22 protein-coding genes and 2 pseudogenes are annotated in these 19,472 nt (G+C 61.7%); 19 read left to right on the forward strand and 5 right to left on the reverse strand.

The genetic code is table 11. The annotated features are described in order from the left end of the window. Window positions 1-66 precede the first annotated feature (66 nt). Both SynBMKMC1_RS01195 and SynBMKMC1_RS01200 read left to right on the forward strand, forming a co-directional pair. On the forward strand, window positions 67-1,113 hold the full coding sequence (locus SynBMKMC1_RS01195) for a hypothetical protein (RefSeq protein WP_186472429.1): 1,047 nt from the start codon (window positions 67-69) through the stop codon (window positions 1,111-1,113). After that, window positions 1,110-3,095: a glycosyltransferase gene (locus SynBMKMC1_RS01200; protein ID WP_186472430.1), complete on the forward strand. Its 1,986-nt coding sequence runs from the start codon at window positions 1,110-1,112 to the stop codon at window positions 3,093-3,095. Before SynBMKMC1_RS01195 ends, SynBMKMC1_RS01200 begins: the two co-directional genes overlap by 4 nt. On the opposite strand, the gene SynBMKMC1_RS01205 is transcribed toward SynBMKMC1_RS01200, so the two are convergent. The 5 genes from SynBMKMC1_RS01205 to SynBMKMC1_RS01225 all read right to left on the reverse strand — a co-directional run bounded on the left by SynBMKMC1_RS01205 (window position 3,050) and on the right by SynBMKMC1_RS01225 (window position 8,908). Next, entirely contained in the window at window positions 3,050-4,462 is a 1,413-nt protein-coding gene (locus SynBMKMC1_RS01205) for a glycosyltransferase (RefSeq protein WP_186472431.1), read from the reverse strand. The genes SynBMKMC1_RS01200 and SynBMKMC1_RS01205 overlap by 46 nt on opposite strands. A gap of 38 nt (window positions 4,463-4,500) precedes the next feature. Continuing rightward, the gene (locus SynBMKMC1_RS01210) at window positions 4,501-5,598 is read right to left on the reverse strand and encodes a hypothetical protein (protein WP_186472432.1); all 1,098 of its coding nucleotides are present in this window, start codon (window positions 5,596-5,598) and stop codon (window positions 4,501-4,503) included. Further along, a complete protein-coding gene (locus tag SynBMKMC1_RS01215; RefSeq protein WP_186472433.1) occupies window positions 5,534-5,866 on the reverse strand; it encodes a hypothetical protein in 333 nt (110 codons plus the stop codon). The genes SynBMKMC1_RS01210 and SynBMKMC1_RS01215 overlap by 65 nt, the downstream gene beginning before the upstream one ends. Window positions 5,867-5,936: 70 nt before the next feature. Then, window positions 5,937-6,443: a dual specificity protein phosphatase gene (locus SynBMKMC1_RS01220; RefSeq protein ID WP_255486247.1), complete on the reverse strand. Its 507-nt coding sequence runs from the start codon at window positions 6,441-6,443 to the stop codon at window positions 5,937-5,939. After that, on the reverse strand, window positions 6,428-8,908 hold the full coding sequence (locus SynBMKMC1_RS01225) for a polysaccharide biosynthesis tyrosine autokinase (RefSeq protein WP_186472434.1): 2,481 nt from the start codon (window positions 8,906-8,908) through the stop codon (window positions 6,428-6,430). Before SynBMKMC1_RS01225 ends, SynBMKMC1_RS01220 begins: the two co-directional genes overlap by 16 nt. Window positions 8,909-9,013: 105 nt before the next feature. Between SynBMKMC1_RS01225 and SynBMKMC1_RS01230 the strand changes: the two genes are divergently transcribed. The 17 genes and pseudogenes from SynBMKMC1_RS01230 to SynBMKMC1_RS01310 all read left to right on the forward strand — a co-directional run bounded on the left by SynBMKMC1_RS01230 (window position 9,014) and on the right by SynBMKMC1_RS01310 (window position 19,442). Continuing rightward, window positions 9,014-10,141, forward strand: coding sequence for a polysaccharide biosynthesis/export family protein (locus SynBMKMC1_RS01230; protein WP_186472435.1), 1,128 nt, complete (start codon window positions 9,014-9,016; stop codon window positions 10,139-10,141). An 83-nt stretch (window positions 10,142-10,224) separates the two neighbouring features. Beyond that, window positions 10,225-10,452, forward strand: a complete 228-nt coding sequence (locus SynBMKMC1_RS01235; protein WP_186472436.1) for a Nif11-like leader peptide family natural product precursor — start codon at window positions 10,225-10,227, stop codon at window positions 10,450-10,452. 238 nt (window positions 10,453-10,690) lie between these two features. Continuing rightward, a complete protein-coding gene (locus SynBMKMC1_RS01240; protein ID WP_186472437.1) occupies window positions 10,691-11,308 on the forward strand; it encodes a Uma2 family endonuclease in 618 nt (205 codons plus the stop codon). 89 nt (window positions 11,309-11,397) lie between these two features. Continuing rightward, window positions 11,398-12,582, forward strand: a pseudogene (gene gmd / locus SynBMKMC1_RS01245) (GDP-mannose 4,6-dehydratase). A gap of 20 nt (window positions 12,583-12,602) precedes the next feature. Beyond that, complete coding sequence (locus SynBMKMC1_RS01250) at window positions 12,603-12,857, forward strand: type II toxin-antitoxin system Phd/YefM family antitoxin (protein WP_255486248.1); 255 nt, start codon at window positions 12,603-12,605, stop codon at window positions 12,855-12,857. 94 nt (window positions 12,858-12,951) lie between these two features. Continuing rightward, the gene (locus tag SynBMKMC1_RS01255; protein WP_255486249.1) at window positions 12,952-13,191 is read left to right on the forward strand and encodes a hypothetical protein; all 240 of its coding nucleotides are present in this window, start codon (window positions 12,952-12,954) and stop codon (window positions 13,189-13,191) included. Window positions 13,192-13,228: 37 nt separating this feature from the next. Next, window positions 13,229-14,170: pseudogene (locus SynBMKMC1_RS01260) on the forward strand (GDP-L-fucose synthase family protein). A 56-nt stretch (window positions 14,171-14,226) separates the two neighbouring features. Further along, window positions 14,227-14,454, forward strand: coding sequence for a type II toxin-antitoxin system Phd/YefM family antitoxin (locus tag SynBMKMC1_RS01265; protein WP_186472438.1), 228 nt, complete (start codon window positions 14,227-14,229; stop codon window positions 14,452-14,454). Beyond that, entirely contained in the window at window positions 14,444-14,884 is a 441-nt protein-coding gene (locus tag SynBMKMC1_RS01270) for a type II toxin-antitoxin system VapC family toxin (RefSeq protein WP_186472439.1), read from the forward strand. Before SynBMKMC1_RS01265 ends, SynBMKMC1_RS01270 begins: the two co-directional genes overlap by 11 nt. Before the next feature lie 200 nt (window positions 14,885-15,084). After that, window positions 15,085-15,498: a hypothetical protein gene (locus SynBMKMC1_RS01275; protein WP_186472440.1), complete on the forward strand. Its 414-nt coding sequence runs from the start codon at window positions 15,085-15,087 to the stop codon at window positions 15,496-15,498. 36 nt (window positions 15,499-15,534) lie between these two features. Beyond that, window positions 15,535-15,756 carry a ribbon-helix-helix protein, CopG family gene (locus tag SynBMKMC1_RS01280; RefSeq protein ID WP_186472441.1) on the forward strand — a complete coding sequence of 74 codons (222 nt, stop codon included), beginning with the start codon at window positions 15,535-15,537 and terminating at the stop codon, window positions 15,754-15,756. A gap of 62 nt (window positions 15,757-15,818) precedes the next feature. Beyond that, window positions 15,819-15,926, forward strand: a complete 108-nt coding sequence (locus SynBMKMC1_RS01285) for a type II toxin-antitoxin system RelE/ParE family toxin (protein WP_186472442.1) — start codon at window positions 15,819-15,821, stop codon at window positions 15,924-15,926. Window positions 15,927-16,218: 292 nt separating this feature from the next. Next, window positions 16,219-16,449, forward strand: coding sequence for a hypothetical protein (locus SynBMKMC1_RS01290; protein ID WP_185190568.1), 231 nt, complete (start codon window positions 16,219-16,221; stop codon window positions 16,447-16,449). A gap of 4 nt (window positions 16,450-16,453) precedes the next feature. Continuing rightward, entirely contained in the window at window positions 16,454-16,912 is a 459-nt protein-coding gene (locus SynBMKMC1_RS01295; RefSeq protein ID WP_186472443.1) for a type II toxin-antitoxin system VapC family toxin, read from the forward strand. Beyond that, complete coding sequence (locus SynBMKMC1_RS01300) at window positions 16,887-17,084, forward strand: hypothetical protein (RefSeq protein ID WP_222930372.1); 198 nt, start codon at window positions 16,887-16,889, stop codon at window positions 17,082-17,084. Before SynBMKMC1_RS01295 ends, SynBMKMC1_RS01300 begins: the two co-directional genes overlap by 26 nt. Window positions 17,085-17,313: 229 nt before the next feature. Then, window positions 17,314-18,474 (forward strand): GDP-mannose 4,6-dehydratase, encoded by a 1,161-nt coding sequence (gene gmd, locus SynBMKMC1_RS01305; RefSeq protein ID WP_186472445.1) that lies wholly within the window; start codon window positions 17,314-17,316, stop codon window positions 18,472-18,474. Then, window positions 18,471-19,442, forward strand: a complete 972-nt coding sequence (locus SynBMKMC1_RS01310; protein ID WP_186472446.1) for a GDP-L-fucose synthase — start codon at window positions 18,471-18,473, stop codon at window positions 19,440-19,442. Before gmd (SynBMKMC1_RS01305) ends, SynBMKMC1_RS01310 begins: the two co-directional genes overlap by 4 nt. Window positions 19,443-19,472: the final 30 nt, after the last annotated feature.

Consider the following 19,472-nt stretch of genomic DNA (forward strand, 5'->3'; position numbering starts at 1 on the left):
ACCGAAGACTCAGGGGCTTGATGCTGTCATCCGATGACAGACTTGTGCTGCGATCTGCACAGGGTCATGCCGCGCGCCAGCAAAGGCTCCACGTCGGGCAACGCAAGCGGCGGGGGCAGCAAACGCAGCTCCAAGCGCAACGCCAAGTCAAGCCAAGCCAAGCCAAGCCAAGCCAAGCCCAGCCAAGCCAAGCCCAGCCAAGCCAGGCCCAGTGAGGAGGCGTTGCCGAACGAGCTGCCCATGGCCGATCGCTACTACGAGCTGGCGGAATCGATGAATGCCCGCGGGGCAATCGAACTGGCAGTGCCGTTTTATCGCCAGGCCCTGGCGATGCTGATGGAGGAACGGGACCAGTTGCGACAGCTGTTGCCTGAGCAGCAGCAACAGCAGCGTCTGTTGGACAGCCGCGAGGAGCAGATCGAAGGCCTGATCACCGAAGCGGCCCTGTTGCGCGTGGGCAGTGGCAGCGGCCTTGACGAGCGCATCGCCGAACTGGCGGAGGAGCTGACGCCGCAGAGCGCCCAGCAGGTGTTGGCGGGCTTGCGCGAGCTGGTGCCAGAGCCGGAACTCCTGCCCGCCAGAGGTCGCAGCCTCGAGGGCAAGGCGCTGATGCTCTGTGGTCGCGTCGCTGAGGCGATCGCCAGTTTTGAAGCGGCCTACGCCGCCGCTGGCCAGGCGCCCGAGCATGGGATCAACCTGGCGGCGGCCCTGTTGGCGGCAGGCCAGGCCAGCCAGGCAGCCGCTCTGTTGCAACCCCTGCATCAACGAGGTTTGGCGGTGTTGGAGCCCGATCAACGGGCCGCGCTGCTGCGCAATTTCGCCACGGCGGCGAGTCAGCTGGAGCAACCGCTTCTGGCCCTGCAGTTGCGCCGGCAGTGGTTGCAGCTGGAGCCGGAGGCGGTGCCCAGCGACCGCTGGTTGGGTTGGTGCCGGGTCGGCTTGGCGCAACCCCCGGGCGATCACGCTCGCCAGGAAGCTCTGGCTTTTCTGCAGGATCTGCGCCGCTTGCATCCCGCCAACCGCGCGATTGCTGAGGTTCTGGCGGAAACCCTGGAGGCTGAGGGCGACTACCGCCAGGCCGCGCTGCTGTATCGCGAGTTGTTGCGGCCGTGAGCGCCAATCTCAATGGCCAGGAGCTCTACGCCCAGGCGGCCACCGCGGTGGAGCAGGCCTCGTGGGGGCGGGCAGAGGCTTTGCTGCGTCGGTTGTTGGCGTTGCAGCCCGACCATGCCAGTGGCCATCACCTGCTGGGCAAGAGCCTGCGCGCTGTCGGTGAACCCCACCAGGCTCTGGCGGCTCAGCAGCGCAGTTGTGCGCTCGATCCCTGGCTGGGTTGGAACTGGTTTGCTGCTGGTGAACTGTTGATGGAGCAGCAGCGCTGGCCGGAGGCGGCCGAGGCGTTTGCCTGGGCGTTGCATGCGCTGCCGGCGGAGGGCTGGATCGCTCACCAACTGCAGCAGGCGCGCAGCGCTGGAGTTGTGGCGGGCGACAGCTACCAGCATTGGATTCGGCACCACGAACCCCGCCTGCCCGATCCGTTCACGCCCCTCACGCAACAGTTTTGGACGTTGGATGGCCAGGGCCAGTGGCGGGCTTTGCATGGTTCGGCGTCCTTGCAGCCGCGCCGAGCACCGCTGGGAGCCTCGCCTTGGCCTGTGGAGGGCTGGTTGGTGTTGCTCGGCCCGCAGACCCAGTTGCGGCCGGGGGCGCTCCAGGCGTTGGAGGGGTGGTTGGCGCAGGCCTTGCCCTGGCAACAGGCCGGCCAGGCAGTGGCGGATTTGAGCCCACGCCAGCGGGGCTGCTGGGCGTTGCCGGATGTGATGTATGCCGATGAAGATCGGTTTGAGCCTGACGGCCGGCGCTGCGATCCCTGGTTCAAGCCGGGTTGGGTGCCGGAGAGCTTCTGGAGCAGTCCCTGGCTTGGTGGCTTGAGCGTGTGGCGCCTGAGTTGGCTGCGTCATCAGACGCTGCCCTTGCCGCCAACGGATCCGGCGGGCCGCTTCCGCTGGCAGCTGGCGGCGTTGGAGCGCAGCCCGCGGATCGAGCCCTGCCCGTTGCTGCTCAGCCATCAGGGGATGGCGAGCGGCGGCCCTCAGGGCAGAGCCGATCAAGACTCTCAGTTGGAAGCTGAGGCTGCGGCCCTGTTCGCCCATCTGCAGGCGCAGGGCGAAGCGGTGCAGGCGGTGACGCCTTTGCCCCAGCGCCCCGGCTGTTTTCAGCTGCACTGGGCCCTGCCGAAGCGCGTTGGCTGCTCGCTGCTCATTCCCACCCGCGATCGCGCCGATCTGTTGCAGGTGTGTTTGCAGAGCGTCTGGGACAGCACGGAGGCGGCGCGGGCCCAGGGGATCGATCTCGCGTTGGTGCTGATCGACAACGGCTCGGTGGAGCAGGCCACCACGGAGCTGCTTTGTCGCTGGCAGCAACGGTTGGGTGACGCGATGACCACGGTGCGGCTGGAGCAGCCGTTCAATTGGAGCCAGCTCAACAATCAAGCGGCAGCGCGGGCTCGTGGTGAGGTGTTGCTCTGCCTCAACAACGACATTGAGGCGCGGCAATCCGGTTGGCTGGAGGCGATGGTGGCCCAGGCGCTGCGTCCGGTGGTGGGTTGCGTCGGCGCCAATCTGTTGTATCCCGATGGCACCTTGCAGCACGGTGGCGTGGTTCTGGGCGTCCATGGTGGTGCCGACCATGCCTATCGCCATCTTCCCCTCAGCCATGGCGTGCATCGCGGCCGCAGCGGCCTGCTCACGGGTTGGGGTGCGGTCACCGGGGCGTGCCTGATGCTGCGCCGGGAGCTTTTGATACAGCTCGGTGGTTTCGATGAAGGACTCCCGGTGGAATTCAACGATGTGGATCTGTGTCTGCGGCTGGGCTCCTTGGGCTACCGCCATGTGATCCCCCCTGAGGCGGTATTGATCCACCACGAAAGCCAGAGCCGCGATGCCCAGGCCAGCCGTACGGCTCACCAGGCCCTCCAACGGCTCCAAGGTCGCTGGCCCGGCCGCTTACGCAGCGGTAGCCCCTGGTGGCCGCAACAGATGGAACCGAATCACGTTGATGGCCGACCGTTGGGGATGGCGGTTTGCGTTGACTGATGGCTTGAGGTCTCGATCACCGAGTGATAAATCCTGGAAAGATCACTCGCGCAGGCCTCCACATCACGCAGGTGATCGGATGGAACAGGACGATGTTGACGTCTCCGATAGACCCAGCGATACAGCGGACCTTCACTGAATCCCAGGCTGAGGATGTCGCTCCATCGATTGGGCTCCATCATCGGTAAGGTGAAAACACCTTCTTGGCCCTCTAGAGCTGACAATCCACCTGCATTGGTTGTGATGATCGGAAGACCATAGGCCAGGGCTTCTCTGGCGACAAATCCGTACACTTCATGCCACAACGATGGCATCGCCACGAGATCTGTCTGTGAAAAGATGAAGGGCAGATCGGCTCTGTCGTAAGGCCCTTGCAGTGTGACGACGTCGGGGTGATCTTGGCTGATGTGTTTGATCGCTAGCTGGCTCGATTGATTGCCGTGGTAGCTGGTTGGACAGGGGCCATGCAGCTGAATTGAAACGATAGTGTGCAGGTCTGACTGAAGACAAGCTTGGCAGAAGAGAAGCTGGCCTTTGTGCGGTGCAATCGTTCCGAGGATGGCGATGCGTATTTTGTTATGGGTTGCGGGTGCTGAGCTTTGCTTCTCTCTGCTGAGGCTTTCTCGTGCAAAGACGAGGTTGAGCCCATTTTCAATGGTTTGAATTGGGCCGGTGATTCCGTGTTGCTGGTGAATGTCAGCGGCTTGTCGAGATGGCGAAATCACTGCTGCTGCATGCTTTAGGCAGTGATCGCTGTACTGCGTCCAGGCTGTTTTGAGAGATAGCGGTCGTGATGACCTAAGATTTGAATGGTTATGGTGAGACTGATAGTATTCTGATGACTCGAGGCTTTTGGCTGTTTGATAAGGCCAGGTCTGTAAAGCGTTTTGTTCCCAGGCTTCGTGATCGTCTGGGGCGATGATGGTATTTTGATTGCTGAAGAGTTGCCCGCGAGGGTCGAGCGTCCAGTAGTCGTGCAAGGTTGCTACGCAGGGAAGTGATTTGCTGAGAGTGGCAATGGATCGGATGCCAAAAAATAAATTGTGGTGGAAGTCAAGAAGGTCGAGTTGATAGTGATTGACCCAGTGTTCGAGGATGACTTCAGCTTGTGGCACGCGCTGAAAGTCCATGAGGCATTTGGTGTCTTCATAGCAGTAATTCATTTCCTGTATCTGAATGCCATTGTCCATCCAGCCACGCGTGGCAAAGCGTTCGCCCGATCCCGTGGTATTCACGCAATGCACAAAAACCTGATGGCCAATGGCGCGTAAGTCATGGGCGATTCCGTGAACATGGGTTTCCAGGCCACCGCGATGCTCATCGCCCCAGGCAAAAGAGACAAGGCCGATCTTGAGTGAGCGCCTCATAGTCGATTGAAAACTATTGCTGGAAAGCTTGTGTGCAATCAGAATTTGATTTGCAGCGACGCCTGCAGACTCAGCCGTACCCGTTCTGTCAAAACGGCATCGGGGAGTGGTACGCGCTCTGGATAGCCATCAATTGGCGTAACGCGGCAGCCAGGATATTCGCAATTGCTCACAATGCTCTCAATCATGGGGGTGATGACCAGACCGATTTCGTTGAATGGCCTCCAACTGATACCTGCGTTGAGATTGCGGCCGCTCCATTCACCGATGATGTGTAGGCCATCCAAGGCTTCGATGGCAATGGAGGCTATGGGATTAATTTGTCCATAGTCGCTGCCTGTTCTTAGTGCTCGCTTGAAGCGTTCGTTACTGCAGGGATTGGTTGGAGTGAATCCATAGGTTGCACAACCTGCATCTCTCAGGGCCTGAGTTTGGTCTTGGAAGGTTTGTTCGATTGGTTTGAATTCGCCGTTGCCGACCCCTGCCGTGAGGTAGAGATTGCGAAACCATGGGCTTGCGTTTTCAGGAGGCTTAAGTCTGAGGCGTTGACTGCCCACAAAGTAAAAATTGCGGGTCATGTCTGAAAAGGTGAAATCCTGGCTGTCCCAGGTGATCAGATTCTCGACCCCTGTTCGGAAGGACGTGTCTGGACCAATGGCTTTGGAATAATGTAGACCTGTCTGGACACCTTGAAGGATGCGGTTGCTGTCGACGAGAGGCCCATCACCACTTCCAATGGCGCCCGAAATGGTTTCAGCACTGGTTGTTATGAACAATCCACCCCAGGTTTGGGTGTCGCCAAATCCTAGATTGAAATAGGTGCTTCCGTTGGCCTGAGTATCGAGTGATTTTTGCCAGTCATCAAAGGTGGTAAACGCTTCACAAGGTCCTTTCCCCAGGTTGCAATCGGTTCCGGTCACGCTGACGTCAAACATGACGCCATAGGGGCCATATCCGTTTGGGACGAGATAACTGATTTGTGGTAGCCATCGCTCATTGCGCCACAACGCTCTCGAGCTGGAGTAAGTGGGAGAGGCTTCAGCGAAAGCGCGCCGTGCGATCTGAATGGCTTCAGTCGCGTTTTGGATCACCATTTGAGGGTTCTCCTCCGCCACGATCACGCTGTCGCTGTCCACCGGTTCCCAAACCAGCCACCCCCTGGCGCTGATGGTTGGGTTCGCTTCCGGCATCACCGCAATCGAGGTGCTGCTGGGTGTGCTGTCGCTCGGGGTTACCGGCTCCCACACGAGCGTGGTCGGAGGCGGCAGTGGTGTGGTCGACGTCAACGTCGACGTAGGCGGTTCGGTTGCCGCGGGCACGGGTTCCCACAGGAGCGGCTTCGCAACAACGGTGTTGGCCGCGTTGTTCTCCGGCAACGCCGGCAGGGGGGGGATCGGTTGCCACTGCAGCTCCTGCGCCGAAGCGGCGGTGCCGCTGGCGGTGAGCAACAGCAGGGCTGCAAGCCAGCTGCGGGTCATGCTGCCACTCCCACGTGGTTGAGTTGCCGCAACAACGCCAGCTGGCGCGGCAGTGGGTTGGTGCCGGGGTGCACCTGCATCAGATAGTCGAGCGCCTCGGTGGGGGAGAGTGCCTGGGTTTGCACCAACCAGGCCATGCACACCAGCGGCGAACGCTCCATGGCTGCCACGCAATGCACAAACACTGGTCCCACCTGGCGCAGCGCCGCCAGCTGCTGAAGCGCGTCCTCCAGCTGCCCCAGTTCGAGCACGTCTGCACTGCGGTGATCCGGCAGCACCAGGCGCTTGCAGCAAAAGCGCTCCTCCAGACCGGCTGGGGCTGGGGCTTCCTCGTTGCTGCAGAGACTGAACACAGCGCGGATGCCGGCGTCGTGCAGGCGTTGCAGATGCTGCTCAGCCCGCGGTGCCGGACCCACCGCCAGTGCATTGACGAGCACCCAGTCGATCCGGAAGCGACGGGGCGATAGGGCTGTGATCGGCGCCACCATCAGCTGTCGAGCCAACGCATCAGCTGGCGCCGGCGCTGAGCAACCCGCTCGCGCAGGCTGCTGGGGGCTTTCGGGGCCGCTGTCACCCGTCGTTGCTGACGGGATGATGCTCCCGCAGCGTCGCCGCCCTCAGGCTCCGCTTCGGCGTAATGGGCGTAGGCCGCTGCAGGGTCGTAGGCGGCATAGCCGTAGCTGCCATAGCCATAGCCATAGCCATAGCCATATTTTCCGTAGCCGTATTGGCCGTAGCCGTAGGCCGAGGCACCCTGCCGCTCCGGTTTGATCGCATTGGTGACGATGCCCAGCAGGGGGGCACCGCTGCTGCGGATGCGGTTCACCGCTTCCCGGGGCAGGCCGCGATCGACGCGATCCAGGCTCACCAGCAACATCAGACCATCGCAGTGTTCGGCCACCAGGGAGGCATCGGCGAGGCCGAGCACCGGTGGCGTATCGAACAGGATCAGATCAAAGTCGCCACTCGCTTCGAGGTCCTGCACCAGTTGGTGCATGCGCCCGGAACTGAGCAGCCGGGCGGGATCCGGGGGACGGCGCCCGGCGGTGATCACCGACCATCCCTCATAGCCCTCCACCTGTTGCAGAGCGTTGCGCCAGGCGGGCGCTTCATCGCTGAGCAGATTGGACAGTCCGCGCAGGTTGTTGAGCCCCAAGCGGGTGTGCAACTGCGGTTTGCGCATGTCGGCATCAATCAGCAGCACCCGTTGGTCCATTTCCGAAAGGGTTTTCGCCAGCAGGCTGATCACCAGTGATTTGCCTTCCGACGGCAGGGAGCTGGTGAGGGCGATCGAGAGCAGCGGCCGGTCGCTGTTGAGGAAGCGCAGCGACGTGAATAGGTTGCGGAAGGCCTCTTGATAGAAGAAGCGTTGGTAACGGGCCTCCTGTTTCTGCTGGGGATCGCTCACCGGCAGGGTCTGAGTGTCGAGCTCCTTGAGCATGAAGCGCTTGTTTTCTCGCACCCCCTGGAAAAAACTCACATAAGGAACGTGGCCCAGTAGGGGCAAGCCCAGCTCATCCTTCACTTCACCGGCATGGTGGAACACATGATCCATGCGATCGCGCAGCAAGCCGGCGCCAGCGCCGGCCACCAGCCCCAACACGGCGCCCAGGGCGAGGTTGCGCGGCACCGAGGGTTTGATCGGATTGGGATTGATTTCCGGTGGATCAATCACCCGCCAGGGCACGCTGCGCTGGGCGATTTCCAGTTGGAAATTCTCACGAGCGCTCACGAGGCCGGCCAGGTTCTCCTGCGCAATCGTGAGCCGCGTCTGCAGGGCTTCGTATTGCTTGATCAACGCCGGTTGTTTGAGGAACTGGGCATTGAGTTCCTGCTCCTGGGCCTTCGCTGTGGCGAGGCGGCCGGCATTGAGGCTGAGCGCGGCATCCACCGCTTCCAATTGGTTCTTGCGGAGCAGCGGTTTCAGCTGATTGAGCCGTGCCTCCAGGCCTTGCACCATGGAGGAGTCAGGGTTGTATTTGGAGCGAGCTTCCGCCAGCTCTGTTTCCACCTTGAGCAGTTGTTGCAACAGGCTCTGGTCCACATCGCTGATGGTGAGGCCTTGAACGCTGCCGCTGGCGGTTGTGCCGTTACCAAGGCCACCGATCGCTTCCTGGAAGCCGCGGGCGGTGAGGGTGCCGTTGGCGATTTCCTGGCGCACCTTGAGCAGGCGGTTGCGTCCGGCCTGCAGATCGAGCACCTGAGCGGCCATGCCCGCTTCGCGTTCCTTCAGCGCTCCCCCTTCAGTGGAGGGCTCGAGCAGGGAATGCTGGCGCCGGAAGGCGGCCACTTCAGACTGGATCTGATCGGTTTTGGCCTGCAGCGCCGGCGCTTGTTTGTTCAGGAAAGCGAGGCCATCGGCCAGGCGTTGCTGCCGTTGCTGCAGGGCGGCCTGGAGATAGGTTTCACTGAGGGCCGATAAAAGCCGTTGATCTTCAACGGGATCCTTTCCCGTGAGCCTCACTTTGAGGATTCCCTCAGCTTCGCGGGGATTGTTTCCTCCGATGATCGTGATCTTTCCGGCGAGCCCGTTGGTGCTGAGGCCGAAGCGTTTGGCGATCGGGCTTAACAGCAGAGGACTCCTCAACACCTCAATCAAGGTGGCAATGTCATTGCTGGTCGTGTTGCGAGCCAACTGCTCGAACATGTCATTGTTAGCGGGAAGACGGCCTCTCCCCTCTTCGCTGATCGGATCGGTAATCAGCAGAGCGAAGGAACCCACATAGGTAGGGTTGATGACTCGTTCACGAATTGTGATAAGTGCGGAAATCGAAAAAACCACCAGTGCGGTAACACCCACCAGTTTTTTGCGGCGCCTCAGGGCACGCAAGAGCTCGCGCAGGTTGATCTCGTCATCACCGCTGCTCACCCCAGGTGGCACCTGCCCGAGGTCGCGCACCTGAACGGTCTGGATGCCCTGGGGATTGAAATCCGGGCTCTGGCCAGGGCTGGCAACGAGATTCGACATTGCCGCAACTGAGGAGATGCACTATTTAAGCCCCGGGTGCAACCCGTTTCGATCTGTCATGGGACACTGCATCCGCTATCACGACCCTTCAGCACGCTTCTCCCCATGACCCGGTTGCGCACACTTGCCTTGGCGTCATGGCTGGCCAGTCAGCCCGTTTTGGTCAGCGGTGTGGCTGCAGCGCCGTCGTTGGAGGCGCCGATCGTGGCGCCAGCGACCCAGGACCAGAGCGGCATGAACCGCAGCGATCTGGTGTTGCAGGGCGACGCTTACATCATCGGCCCCGGCGATGTGCTCGACCTCAAGCTGTTTGATGCGCCGGAGTTGTCGGGGCAACTGGAGGTGCTCAATGATGGGTCAGTGCCCTTGCCCCTGATCGGCAGCGTGCGCCTCAGCGGGCTGACCCTGCAGCAGGCCACGGCGTGGGTGCAAACCTTGATGGGGCAGCAATTGTTGCGCCCGGATCTGCAGCTGCGGGTGGTGCGACCGCGGCCGATTCGGGTAGCGCTGGTGGGTCAGGTGGAGCTGCCCGGGATTTATTCCCTCACTGTGAGTGAGACGGTGCAAACCGAGGGCGGCCCCACCACCAGCATCAGCGGCTTGCCCACGGTGGTGGATGCGATTCAGAAGGCGGGGGGGATCACCCAGAAGGCGAATCTGCGCGATGTGGTGCTGCAGCGGCGACTGCCGGGCAGCGATCAACCGGTGCGCTACAAGCAGGCCAAACTCAACCTGCTTGATCTGATCCTGGAGGGCAACCAGACCCAGAACCCCTTTCTGTTTGATGGCGACACCATTCGCCTGGCACGGGTCGAAGAGACGCCGGAGGAAGCGATTGAACTGGCGACGGTGAACCTCTCGCCGCAGGTGATCAACGTGAATGTGATCGGCGAAGTGGAAACCCCGGGACGGTTGCAGTTACAGGCGAACACGCCGTTGGTGCAGGCGGTGTTGGCGGCTGGTGGCCCCAGGGCCTGGCGGGCGAACAAGGGCAACGTGGAGCTGGTGCGGATCAATCGCAACGGTTCAGCCACCCTGGAGCGTTTTGCGATTGATTTGAGTCAAGGAGCTTCGAATGACAAAAACCCACCCTTGCGTGATGGCGACACGGTGAAGGTGAATCGCAGCGGCCTCGCCCAGGCGAGCGATGCGATCAATGCCGTGAGCCAACCGGTGAGCGGCTTGGTCACGATCTGGACCCTGCTGCGCCTGGTGAACGACACCACGAACTGAGCCGGCGGGATTTGTGGTAGCAACACCTCCTTTTCTGAAAGGGGAGTGAGAATATACTGAGAACGCTTGAGTGGATTTTTTTTATGACCTCAGCTCTCGAAACGTTCGTCGACGCACTGGAACGTTCGCCTGAACATCAGCAGCGTGTGTCGGAAGCCACAACGCCGGAGCAGATCACGGCCCTGGCGGCTGATTTGGATTATTCGGTGTCAGCCCGAGACTTGCGTGCGGTGTCGCGGGATCTGTGCGCCACCTGGTGGCCCTGGTCGGAGAAGGGGCATGCCTGGCGTCGCGGCTTTTTTGGTGGTTGAACGAGTCGGTTGAGCGAGGAGTCGCTTGATCGATCGGCCCTATGCGCTGCATGGCGTCGTCGTGAGAGAATCCTTCTACTGGTTATCCGTGAGACGGTTGAGCCATGCTCCCGTTCGCTGAACCCATCGCAGACTTGGTGTGTCCAATCGGCTTGCCACAGCCCTGGCCGTTGCCACCGATCGCCTGCCTCCGCACCCTGATTTCCAGCTAGCGTCAATGTGGTGCAGGCCATCAACGATGACGTTCACCCCCAGTCCGACTCCGGATGTACTGCCGCTGAGGTTTCCTTCAGGGCTGCGTCTCACGCCTGAGCAATTCGAGCTGGTGTGCGCCGAGAACCGTGAGGCCGTGCTTGAGTTGGCCGCGGATGGCCGTGTCGTTGCGATGACGCCCACGGGCAGTGAAACCAGCGGACGCAACAGTGAGGTCCTGTTTCAGCTCCTGCAGTACGCCAAAACAAGTGGCCGCTGGAAGGTGTTTGAGAGTTCAGGCGGATTCAAGCTCCCCGACAGGTCGGTGGTCAGCCCCGACGCCTCGTTGGTATGCCTGGATCGCTGGCAGGCCCTCAGCGCCGATGAGCGTCGACGCTTCGCCCCCCTCTGCCCAGACCTGGTGGTGGAGCTGGCCAGTCCCAGCGACGAGGGGCCACGCGGCGTGCGCGCCTTACGCGAGAAGATGGCGGCTTACCAGCGCAACGGTGCCTGCCTGGGCTGGTTGTTCCTGCCTGAAGAGCGCGCGGTTGAGGTGTGGTCTGCGGCCGGCGATCCGCAGCGGCTTGAGAATCCAACGGTGCTCACCGCGTCTGCCGATTTCCCCGGCTTGAGGTTGCAACTGGCTGAAATCTGGGCTGTGTGAACGTTCCATCGGCAGCTGGTTCATGGCCTCCCGTTCTGAGCTGGCTGCAGGCAGGGCTGGCATGTCTGCTTGTCTTTTCTGTTTCCCCAATGAGCGCTGATACCACCTCCGCCACTACGAACTCTTCCGCCAAAACCGCCCTGATCACCGGCATCACCGGCCAGGACGGCAGTTACCTGGCGGAGCTTCTGCTCGAGAAGGGCTACGTGGTGCACGGCATCAAGCGCCGGGCGAGCAGCTAGAGCCTCCGGCCCGCTTCGCAAACAACACCACCCGGATCGATCACCTCTACCAAGACCCGCACGATGTTGGTCATGAGGGACAGCCACCGCGCCTCGTGCTCCACTACGGCGACCTCACCGACAGCACCAACCTGATCCGGTTCCTCCAGAACGTGCAAGCCTGATGTGATTGACAACCTCGGCGCCCAGAGCCACGTGGCGTTGAGCTACTGCTTCGCAGAAGCCTGGCGGCTACGAGGCGCCGGAATACAGCGCCAATTCTGACGCCCTCGGAACTCTCCGCATTCTCGAAGCGGTGCGGATGCTTGGGCTCACAGCAAAAACCCGTATCTACCAGGCCAGCACCAGTGAGCTCTACGGCTTGGTGCAGGAGGTGCCCCAGAAGGAGTCCACCCCCTTCTACCCGCGCAGTCCCTACGGCGTGGTTGCCTGCAACGGCATCCTCTTCAACCACGAGAGCCCACGCCGCGGCGAAACCTTCGTGACCCGCAAGATCCCCGTGGCCTGGCGCGGATCGATGCAGGGCTGGAGCAGTGCCTGTTCATGGGCAACCTTGATTCACTGCGCGACTGGGGCCATGCCCGCGACTACGTGGAGATGCAGTGGCGCATGCTCCAGCAAGAGCAGCCAGAAGACTTCGTGATCGCCACCGGCCGCCAGGAATCGGTGCGGAGATTCATCGAACTGGCGGCCTCCGAGCTCGGCTGGGGCGGCATCGATTGGCAGGGCGAGGGCCTCCAGGAAACCGGCACCCGCGCCGACACCGGCGCCGTGGTGGTGCGCATCGACCCGCGCTATTTCCGCCCGGCGGAAGTGGACACCCTGCTGGACGATCCCTCCAGGGCCAAAGAGAAGCTGGGCTGGACGCCCACCACCACCCTGGAAGAACTCGTGGCCGAGATGGTGGCCGTAGACCGAGACGACGCGAAGAAAGAGGCCTACCTCAAACGCAAGGGCTTCCAGGTGGTGGGCTCGATGGAGAACCCGCCGACGAACCCAGCTGTCGTCGCCGCAGGGCACAAGCCTGGCTAAGCTGGCCAAGCTTGCGGTTGATGCTCGTGCAGGTCAACATGCTCAATGCCAAGAGCCAGTTGTCGCGCCTCGTCAAGGCGGCCCTGGCCGGTGAGGAGGTGATCATTTCCAGCCATGGAAACCCCCAAGTGAGGTTGGTTCCGTGTGCTGCTGCGGAGGGTTTGCAGCGGCCTGGAGCTCTGGCAGCGGCCTTGCCCGATGGGCTTGCGACGCGTGTGGATGCGGCTTTTAGCGAAGCTGTGGATGAGCAGGTGGCTCAGCTGTTCAACACCTGATGCGCCTGTTGCTCGACACCCAGGTAATGCTCTGGTGGCTCCTCGATGATCCAAGGCTGCGCATCGATACCCGAGGGCTGTTGTGTGTAAGCCCATGCGTGGTGTCCGTTGCCAGCATCTGGGAGGTGGCCATCAAGCACCGTCTGGGCAAGTTGGAGGTGCCACCCTTCTGTCTGTGCTTGACGGGCATGTGGTTGAAACAGCGCAGCTCCCGTTGCTGCATCAGGATCCGTTCGACCGCCTGTTGATTGCGCAGGCTCGTGTGGAGGGTCTGATGGCCGTGTCGTCGGATCGGCACTGGCCGGGTTACGACGTCTCGTTGCATCGCGCCTGATCGGCTTCTCCATGAATGAGATCTGTGCCATGCCCCCCTGATCTCCCCCGCCGACCGCATTGTCGTGGCCGGCCACCGCGGCATGGCCGGCAGCGCGATCTGCCGCGCCCTCGAGCGCACCGGCTACCACCAACTGCTCACCGCCAGCCGATCTGAACTCGATTTGCTTGACGGCTCCGCCGTGGAAGCCTGGTTCGCGAAGCACAAACCTTCGGTGGTGGTGCTCGCCGCCGCCAAGGTGGGCGGTATCCAGGCCAACAGCAGCGACCCGGCGGACTTTCTGCTGGAGAACCTCAAGATCCAGTCCCATGTGATCGAAACGACCTGGCGCTCTGGGGTGCGGCGGTTGTTATTTCTGGGCAGCAGCTGCATTGACCCGAAGTTCGCTGAGCAGCCGATTAAGGAAGAAGCGCTGCTCACCGGAGCTCTGGAGCCCACGAATGAGTGGTACGCGATCGCCAAAATCGCCGGAATCAAGCTGTGCGAAGCGCTGCGCATCCAGCACGGCTTTGATGCAATCAGCCTGTAGGCGCAGCCTTCTGCGTAGCAGTTGCCCACCAACCTCTATGGACCTGGCGATAACTACCACCCCACCCACAGCCACGTGCTGCCGGCGCTAATCCGCCGCTTCCATGAGGCCGCGGAAGCCAAGGCTCCGAGAGTGACCTGCTGGGGCACGGGTTCACCCCTGCGCGAGTTTTTGCATGTGGACGACCTCGGTGAGGCCTGCGTGTTTGTTCTCGAGCATTGGAGTCCAGCTCCTGGTGAGCTCACCTATTGGAATGTGGCCAGCGCCACGGGCTACCAAGGCACGATCGAGTGGGCTACAAACAAGCCCGATGGCACCCCGAAGAAACAGCTGGATGTGAGCCGCCTGGCGGCGTTGGGCTGGCATGCCCGGATCCCGCTGGCAGAAGGCCTGGCGAGCACGGTGGCGCTGTTTCGCGAGGAGCTGGCCCAGCAGCTGGTGCGGTTGTAACGACAGGTGATGCATGTGCTCCAGTCGCTAAAATTGCAGCACATAGAGGCCCAGTCGTGAAGGAGCTCAACATCCGAGAGATGCGAGCCAGCCTCGGTCAGCTAGCGGAGCTGGTTGCTGCAGAGGGTGAGTTGCTGATCAGCCGGCGAGGAGAGCCGATCGCCCGGGTGCTGCCGATGGTTCCGCAACGCCGGCGTCCCGACCATGCCGAGCTGCGCCAGCGGATGCCGCTGCTTGGATCCAGCTCGGCTGATCTGATCCGCGACGAGCGCGATGGGCGTTGAGCAACGCGCCTATCTCGATACCAGCGCGCTGGCGAAGTGGTACATGAACGAAGTTGGGTCTGAGTCGTTTGTTGATTTTCTGCAGAGACTCGGGTCGGCTGTGATCAGCAGCCTCACCGTGATGGAGATGCGCTCGTTGCTGAGCCGCCGGCGCCGCATGGGCGATCTTTCGGTTGAGCTGGAGTCGTTGCTATTCGCGGCCCTCCTCAGCGACATCGATCGTGGCTGGTTGCTGCAGGTCCCGGTGGGTGATGCACGATTTGCCGAAGCAACAAACTTGATCGCGCGTTATCCAGATCATCCACTGCGCACCCTCGATGCGCTTCATCTCACAGTGGCTGCCGATCTGGGTGTGTCTGTTCTGGCCACGGCCGATAGGGTGATGGCCAACGCTGCCGCCAGCATGGGCTTTCAAGTGGCGCGCTTTTAATCCACCCGCAGAAACTCACCTTGCCGAAGGCGGTGTCGATGCGGCTGTCTGAGCTGGCTGCGCGCCTCCAACGACTAACTGTTTCTTGATCTGGCCCGGGTGGACTTCCACTCCTGGCTGCTCACCAACACCTGAAGCTCCCTGCAACGCCACCCGCTCGCAACTGGGTGTGCTGCTTTGGGGTTGATCAGCTCCAGAGGATGACGGGCTTGGCCTCCTGCCGAGCCCAAGTAATCCAGCCCCCAGCTGCAGGGCATTTGCTCGAATATCTCTTAAATCTGAGCATCTGCTTCGATGCTGCTGTGGCTGTGCTTTCTGCGAGCTCGCTTGAGGCGCCCCCATCCGATGCCCGGCTCGTGGCCGATGCCTGCCTGAAGGCCGCTGCAGAGCTGGGGTTTTCGAAAGACGCGCTGGGCGACATTGTGGGGAGGCATCGCACCAGCCTTGAGCGCAGCGGGCTGGAGCCGAGCAGTAAGGAGGGCCAGCTGGGTCTGCTGTTTCTGCGTGTGGTACGCAGCTTGGATGCCCTAATGGGAGCTGATGTTGAGCTGATGCGTCACTGGATGGAGCAATCCAGCTGTCGTCGCTGCAGCGCACAAGCCTGGTTAGGCTGATGTTATTGACTTCTTGCTGACTTCGTCAGGAGCTCCATGGTTCAGGTCACCGCACGACTGCCTGACGAGCTTGGGGCTGAGCTCGATGCAGCAGCGGCTCAGCTCAGCCGTTGCCGGGCTGACATCATCCGCCAGGCGATCGAGTTTTACCTCGACGACATCGAAGACCTTCGGTTTGGCGTCGCAGCTCTGAAAGATCCCGCGGATCCGGTGCTCGATTGGTCTGAGGTGCGAGATGCGTTTCTCGCTACGGATTAAGCGCTCAGCAGCGAAAGCTCTAGCTGTTCAGTCTCAGCAGGTTGGTCAGCTGACAAGAAGGTGTGAGGCCGCTACGGGTTGGCAGCTATCGCGTTGTGTACGAGTGGCAGCGCAGCGAGCTGGTGATCCTGGTGGTGCGGATTGGCCACCGCCGCGAGGTCTATCGCTGATTTCTGAGGTCCTGGCGGCGTACTGGGGGCAACCTGCTCACTATGACGGAGCTCAAGGAGATCGCTTTTCTGCCGGCTCCGTGTTCCTTTCTGCCGGGTTGGATCGTTGTGGAGAGTTGATCAGGCCAGAGTGGAGTGTTTCGATGCCCTCGTCAGGGCAGAGCTCCCTTGGCGCCATGGTTTCCCGCACGACCCGCACCCTGGCCCCCGACCCTTCTGCTGCCAGGCCCGATTGGGGCAGGGCATGCAGGTGGAGGAGATAGCATAATGAGATCATTTTTGGCGAAGCAAGATGCCATCACTCAGCTTACGTGGGTTGTCGGATCAGACCTATGAGGCCCTGCGGCAACTCGCCACCAACAACCACCGCAGCATGCAGGAGCAGGTGAGGCTCCTGATTGAACGGGAAGTGCGCTACGCCCAGGTGGGTGGGGTGGAGAGAGCCCGGCAATGGCGTTCAAGACTGGCAGGGCGCCATTTTCCTGACCTAGCGGCGGACATTCAGGCCGACCGCAGCCGCTGAAGCGATGACGACCTCAACGCAGAAGGCATCAGCGCAGACCCAACCCGACGCTTTTGTGCTCGATACCTCTGCTCTGCTGAGGTTTTATCTGGCCGATGGGCCATGTCCTCCCTCCTTGGAGCTCGCCATGCAGCGGGGGTGCAGTGGCGATGCATTGTTGTTGATTCCTGATCTCTGCCTGCTTGAGTGCGCTTCGGTGCTGTTGAAACAGGTGCAGCGCCAGTTGCTCAGCATGGATGAGTGCCGTGATCTGATGACGGATCTGCTGCAACTGCCACTTCGGCCGACCAGCGCTAGCGAACTCGCTGTTGCAGCGCTTGAGCAGGCAATGGCTCTTTCTGTGAGTGTGTACGACGCCAGTTTCCTTGCTTTGGCCCTCAAGCATGCCGCTCTTCTAATCACAGCGGATCAACGATTGGCCAAGGCAGCTGCCTCCCTTGGTTGTGCTGCTCCCGTTGAGTGAGCAATCGTACCGCCATGCCCCCCTGATCACCCCCGCCGACCGCCTTGTCGTGGCCCCGGGTGAGCTCACTGATCTGAATGTGGCCACCGCCACGGGCTACCAAGGCGCGATCGAATGGGACAGCAGCAAAGTCGACGGCTGCCGTTGCTTGGATCCAGCTCGGCTGATCTGATCCGCCACGAGCGCGATGAGCGTTGAGCAACGCGCCGATCTCGACACCAGCGCATGAATGTCTCCATGGGTATGACAAGACGGACGACCTTTGGAGACCTTTGCCACTATCCAAGGGCCTCTAGTTCATGGCACACTCCCATCAGTTCTGAGACGGTTGAGCCGCTGCTCCCGTCCTGAGCTGGCTGCAGGCAGGACTGGTATGTCTGCCTGTTTTTGCTTCTGTATCGATGACCGCAAGCTCCAACACCACCACCAAAACCGCCCTGATCACCGGCATCACCGGCCAGGACGGCAGCTACCTTGCGGAACTCCTGCTGGAGAAGGGTTACGTGGTGCACGGCATCAAACGCCGAGCCAGCAGCTTCAACACCACCCGGATCGATCACCTCTACCAAGATCCCCACGAGAGTGATCCCCGTCTGGTGCTGCACTACGGCGACCTCACCGACAGCACCAACCTGATCCGGATCATCCAGCAGGTGCAGCCGGATGAGATCTATAACCTTGGCGCCCAGAGCCATGTTGCCGTGAGCTTCGAAGCGCCGGAATACACCGCGAATTCCGACGCCCTCGGAACTCTCCGCATTCTCGAAGCCGTGCGGATGCTTGGGCTCACAGCAAAAACCCGTATCTACCAGGCCAGCACCAGTGAGCTCTACGGCTTGGTGCAGGAGGTGCCCCAGAAGGAGTCCACCCCCTTCTACCCGCGCAGTCCCTACGGCGTGGCGAAGCTCTACGCCTACTGGATCACGGTGAACTACCGCGAGGCCTATGGCATGTATGCCTGCAACGGGGTGCTGTTCAACCATGAGAGCCCCAGACGCGGCGAAACGTTTGTGACGCGCAAGATCACGCGTGGATTGGCGCGGATCGATGCGGGGCTGGAGCAGTGCCTGTTCATGGGCAACCTCGATTCGCTGCGGGATTGGGGTCACGCCCGCGACTATGTGGAGATGCAGTGGCGCATGCTCCAGCAGGAGCAACCGGAAGACTTCGTGATCGCCACCGGCCGCCAGGAATCGGTTCGCCGCTTCATTGAGTTGTCTGCCTCTGAGCTGGGCTGGGGCGGCATTCATTGGCAAGGCGAGGGCCTGCAGGAAACCGGCCTCCGCGCCGACACCGGCGCCGTGGTGGTGCGCATCGACCCGCGCTACTTCCGTCCAGCTGAAGTGGAAACGCTGCTGGGTGATCCCACCAGAGCTAAAGAAAAGCTGGGCTGGACGCCCACCACCACCCTGGAAGAACTGGTGGCTGAAATGGTTGCCGCAGATCGAGAGGAGGCAAAGAAAGAGGCCTACCTCAAACGCAAGGGTTTCCAGGTGGTGGGCTCAATGGAGAATCCGCCGACAAATCCTGACGCGATCAAGGCTGCTGGAGGCGCGGCGTGAGCTCACTGATCACCCCCGCCGACCGCATCTTCGTGGCCGGCCATCGCGGTATGGCTGGCAGCGCCATCTGCCGCGCCCTCGAGCGCGCCGGCTACCACCAGCTGCTCACCGCCAGCCGCTCTGAGCTCGACCTGCTCGATGGCCCCGCCGTTGAAGCCTGGTTTGCCAAACATCAACCCACGGTGGTGGTGCTCGCCGCCGCAAAAGTTGGCGGTATCCAGGCCAACAGCAGCTACCCGGCGGACTTTCTGCTGGAGAACCTCAAGATCCAGACCCATGTGATCGAAACGGCCTGGCGCTCGGGTGTGCGGCGGCTGTTGTTCCTGGGCAGCAGCTGCATCTACCCGAAATTCGCCGAGCAACCGATCCGCGAGGAATCGCTGCTCACTGGAGCGCTTGAGCCCACGAACGAGTGGTATGCGATCGCCAAGATCGCCGGCATCAAGCTGTGCGAGGCGCTGCGCATCCAGCACGGCTTTGATGCGATCAGCCTCATGCCCACCAATCTCTATGGGCCTGGCGATAATTACCACCCCACCAATAGCCATGTGCTGCCGGCACTGATCCGCCGCTTCCACGAGGCGGCAGAAGCCAAGGCTCCCAGCGTGACCTGCTGGGGCACCGGTTCACCGCTGCGCGAATTCCTGCATGTGGACGACCTCGGCGAGGCCTGCGTGTTTGCCCTGGAGCACTGGAGCCCAGCCCCGGGCGAGCTCACCTATCTGAATGTGGGTACGGGTGTGGATCTGAGCATCCGCGAGCTGGCGGAGGCGGTGGCCATCGCCACGGGCTACCAAGGCGCGATCGACTGGGATAGCAGCAAACCCGATGGCACCCCGAAGAAACAGCTGGACGTCACCCGCCTGGCCGCCCTCGGTTGGCGGGCTCGGATTTCCCTTGCAGAAGGTCTGGCGAGCACTGTGGCGCTGTTCCGCGAGGACCTGGCCCAGCAGCTGGTGCGGCTTTGATCTGGGCTGGCTACGGTGACTCAATGATCG

This window comes from Synechococcus sp. BMK-MC-1, assembly GCF_014279955.1.
Lineage (GTDB): Bacteria > Cyanobacteriota > Cyanobacteriia > PCC-6307 > Cyanobiaceae > Synechococcus_C.

Excerpts from the sequence above, each read along its gene's own strand:
- SynBMKMC1_RS01275 (WP_186472440.1), top strand. The coding sequence starts at position 15,085 with ATGACGGGCTTGGCCTCCTGCCGAGCCCAAGTAATCCAGCCCCCAGCT.
- SynBMKMC1_RS01270 (WP_186472439.1), top strand. The coding sequence starts at position 14,444 with ATGGGCGTTGAGCAACGCGCCTATCTCGATACCAGCGCGCTGGCGAAG.
- SynBMKMC1_RS01290 (WP_185190568.1), top strand. The coding sequence starts at position 16,219 with ATGCCATCACTCAGCTTACGTGGGTTGTCGGATCAGACCTATGAGGCC.
- gmd (WP_186472445.1), top strand. The coding sequence starts at position 17,314 with ATGACCGCAAGCTCCAACACCACCACCAAAACCGCCCTGATCACCGGC.
- SynBMKMC1_RS01250 (WP_255486248.1), top strand. The coding sequence starts at position 12,603 with ATGCTCGTGCAGGTCAACATGCTCAATGCCAAGAGCCAGTTGTCGCGC.
- SynBMKMC1_RS01235 (WP_186472436.1), top strand. The coding sequence starts at position 10,225 with ATGACCTCAGCTCTCGAAACGTTCGTCGACGCACTGGAACGTTCGCCT.
- SynBMKMC1_RS01230 (WP_186472435.1), top strand. The coding sequence starts at position 9,014 with ATGACCCGGTTGCGCACACTTGCCTTGGCGTCATGGCTGGCCAGTCAG.
- SynBMKMC1_RS01195 (WP_186472429.1), top strand. The coding sequence starts at position 67 with ATGCCGCGCGCCAGCAAAGGCTCCACGTCGGGCAACGCAAGCGGCGGG.
- SynBMKMC1_RS01225 (WP_186472434.1), bottom strand. The coding sequence starts at position 8,908 with ATGTCGAATCTCGTTGCCAGCCCTGGCCAGAGCCCGGATTTCAATCCC.
- SynBMKMC1_RS01240 (WP_186472437.1), top strand. The coding sequence starts at position 10,691 with ATGACGTTCACCCCCAGTCCGACTCCGGATGTACTGCCGCTGAGGTTT.
- SynBMKMC1_RS01255 (WP_255486249.1), top strand. The coding sequence starts at position 12,952 with ATGCGTGGTGTCCGTTGCCAGCATCTGGGAGGTGGCCATCAAGCACCG.
- SynBMKMC1_RS01295 (WP_186472443.1), top strand. The coding sequence starts at position 16,454 with ATGACGACCTCAACGCAGAAGGCATCAGCGCAGACCCAACCCGACGCT.
- SynBMKMC1_RS01205 (WP_186472431.1), bottom strand. The coding sequence starts at position 4,462 with ATGAGGCGCTCACTCAAGATCGGCCTTGTCTCTTTTGCCTGGGGCGAT.
- SynBMKMC1_RS01280 (WP_186472441.1), top strand. The coding sequence starts at position 15,535 with ATGGTTCAGGTCACCGCACGACTGCCTGACGAGCTTGGGGCTGAGCTC.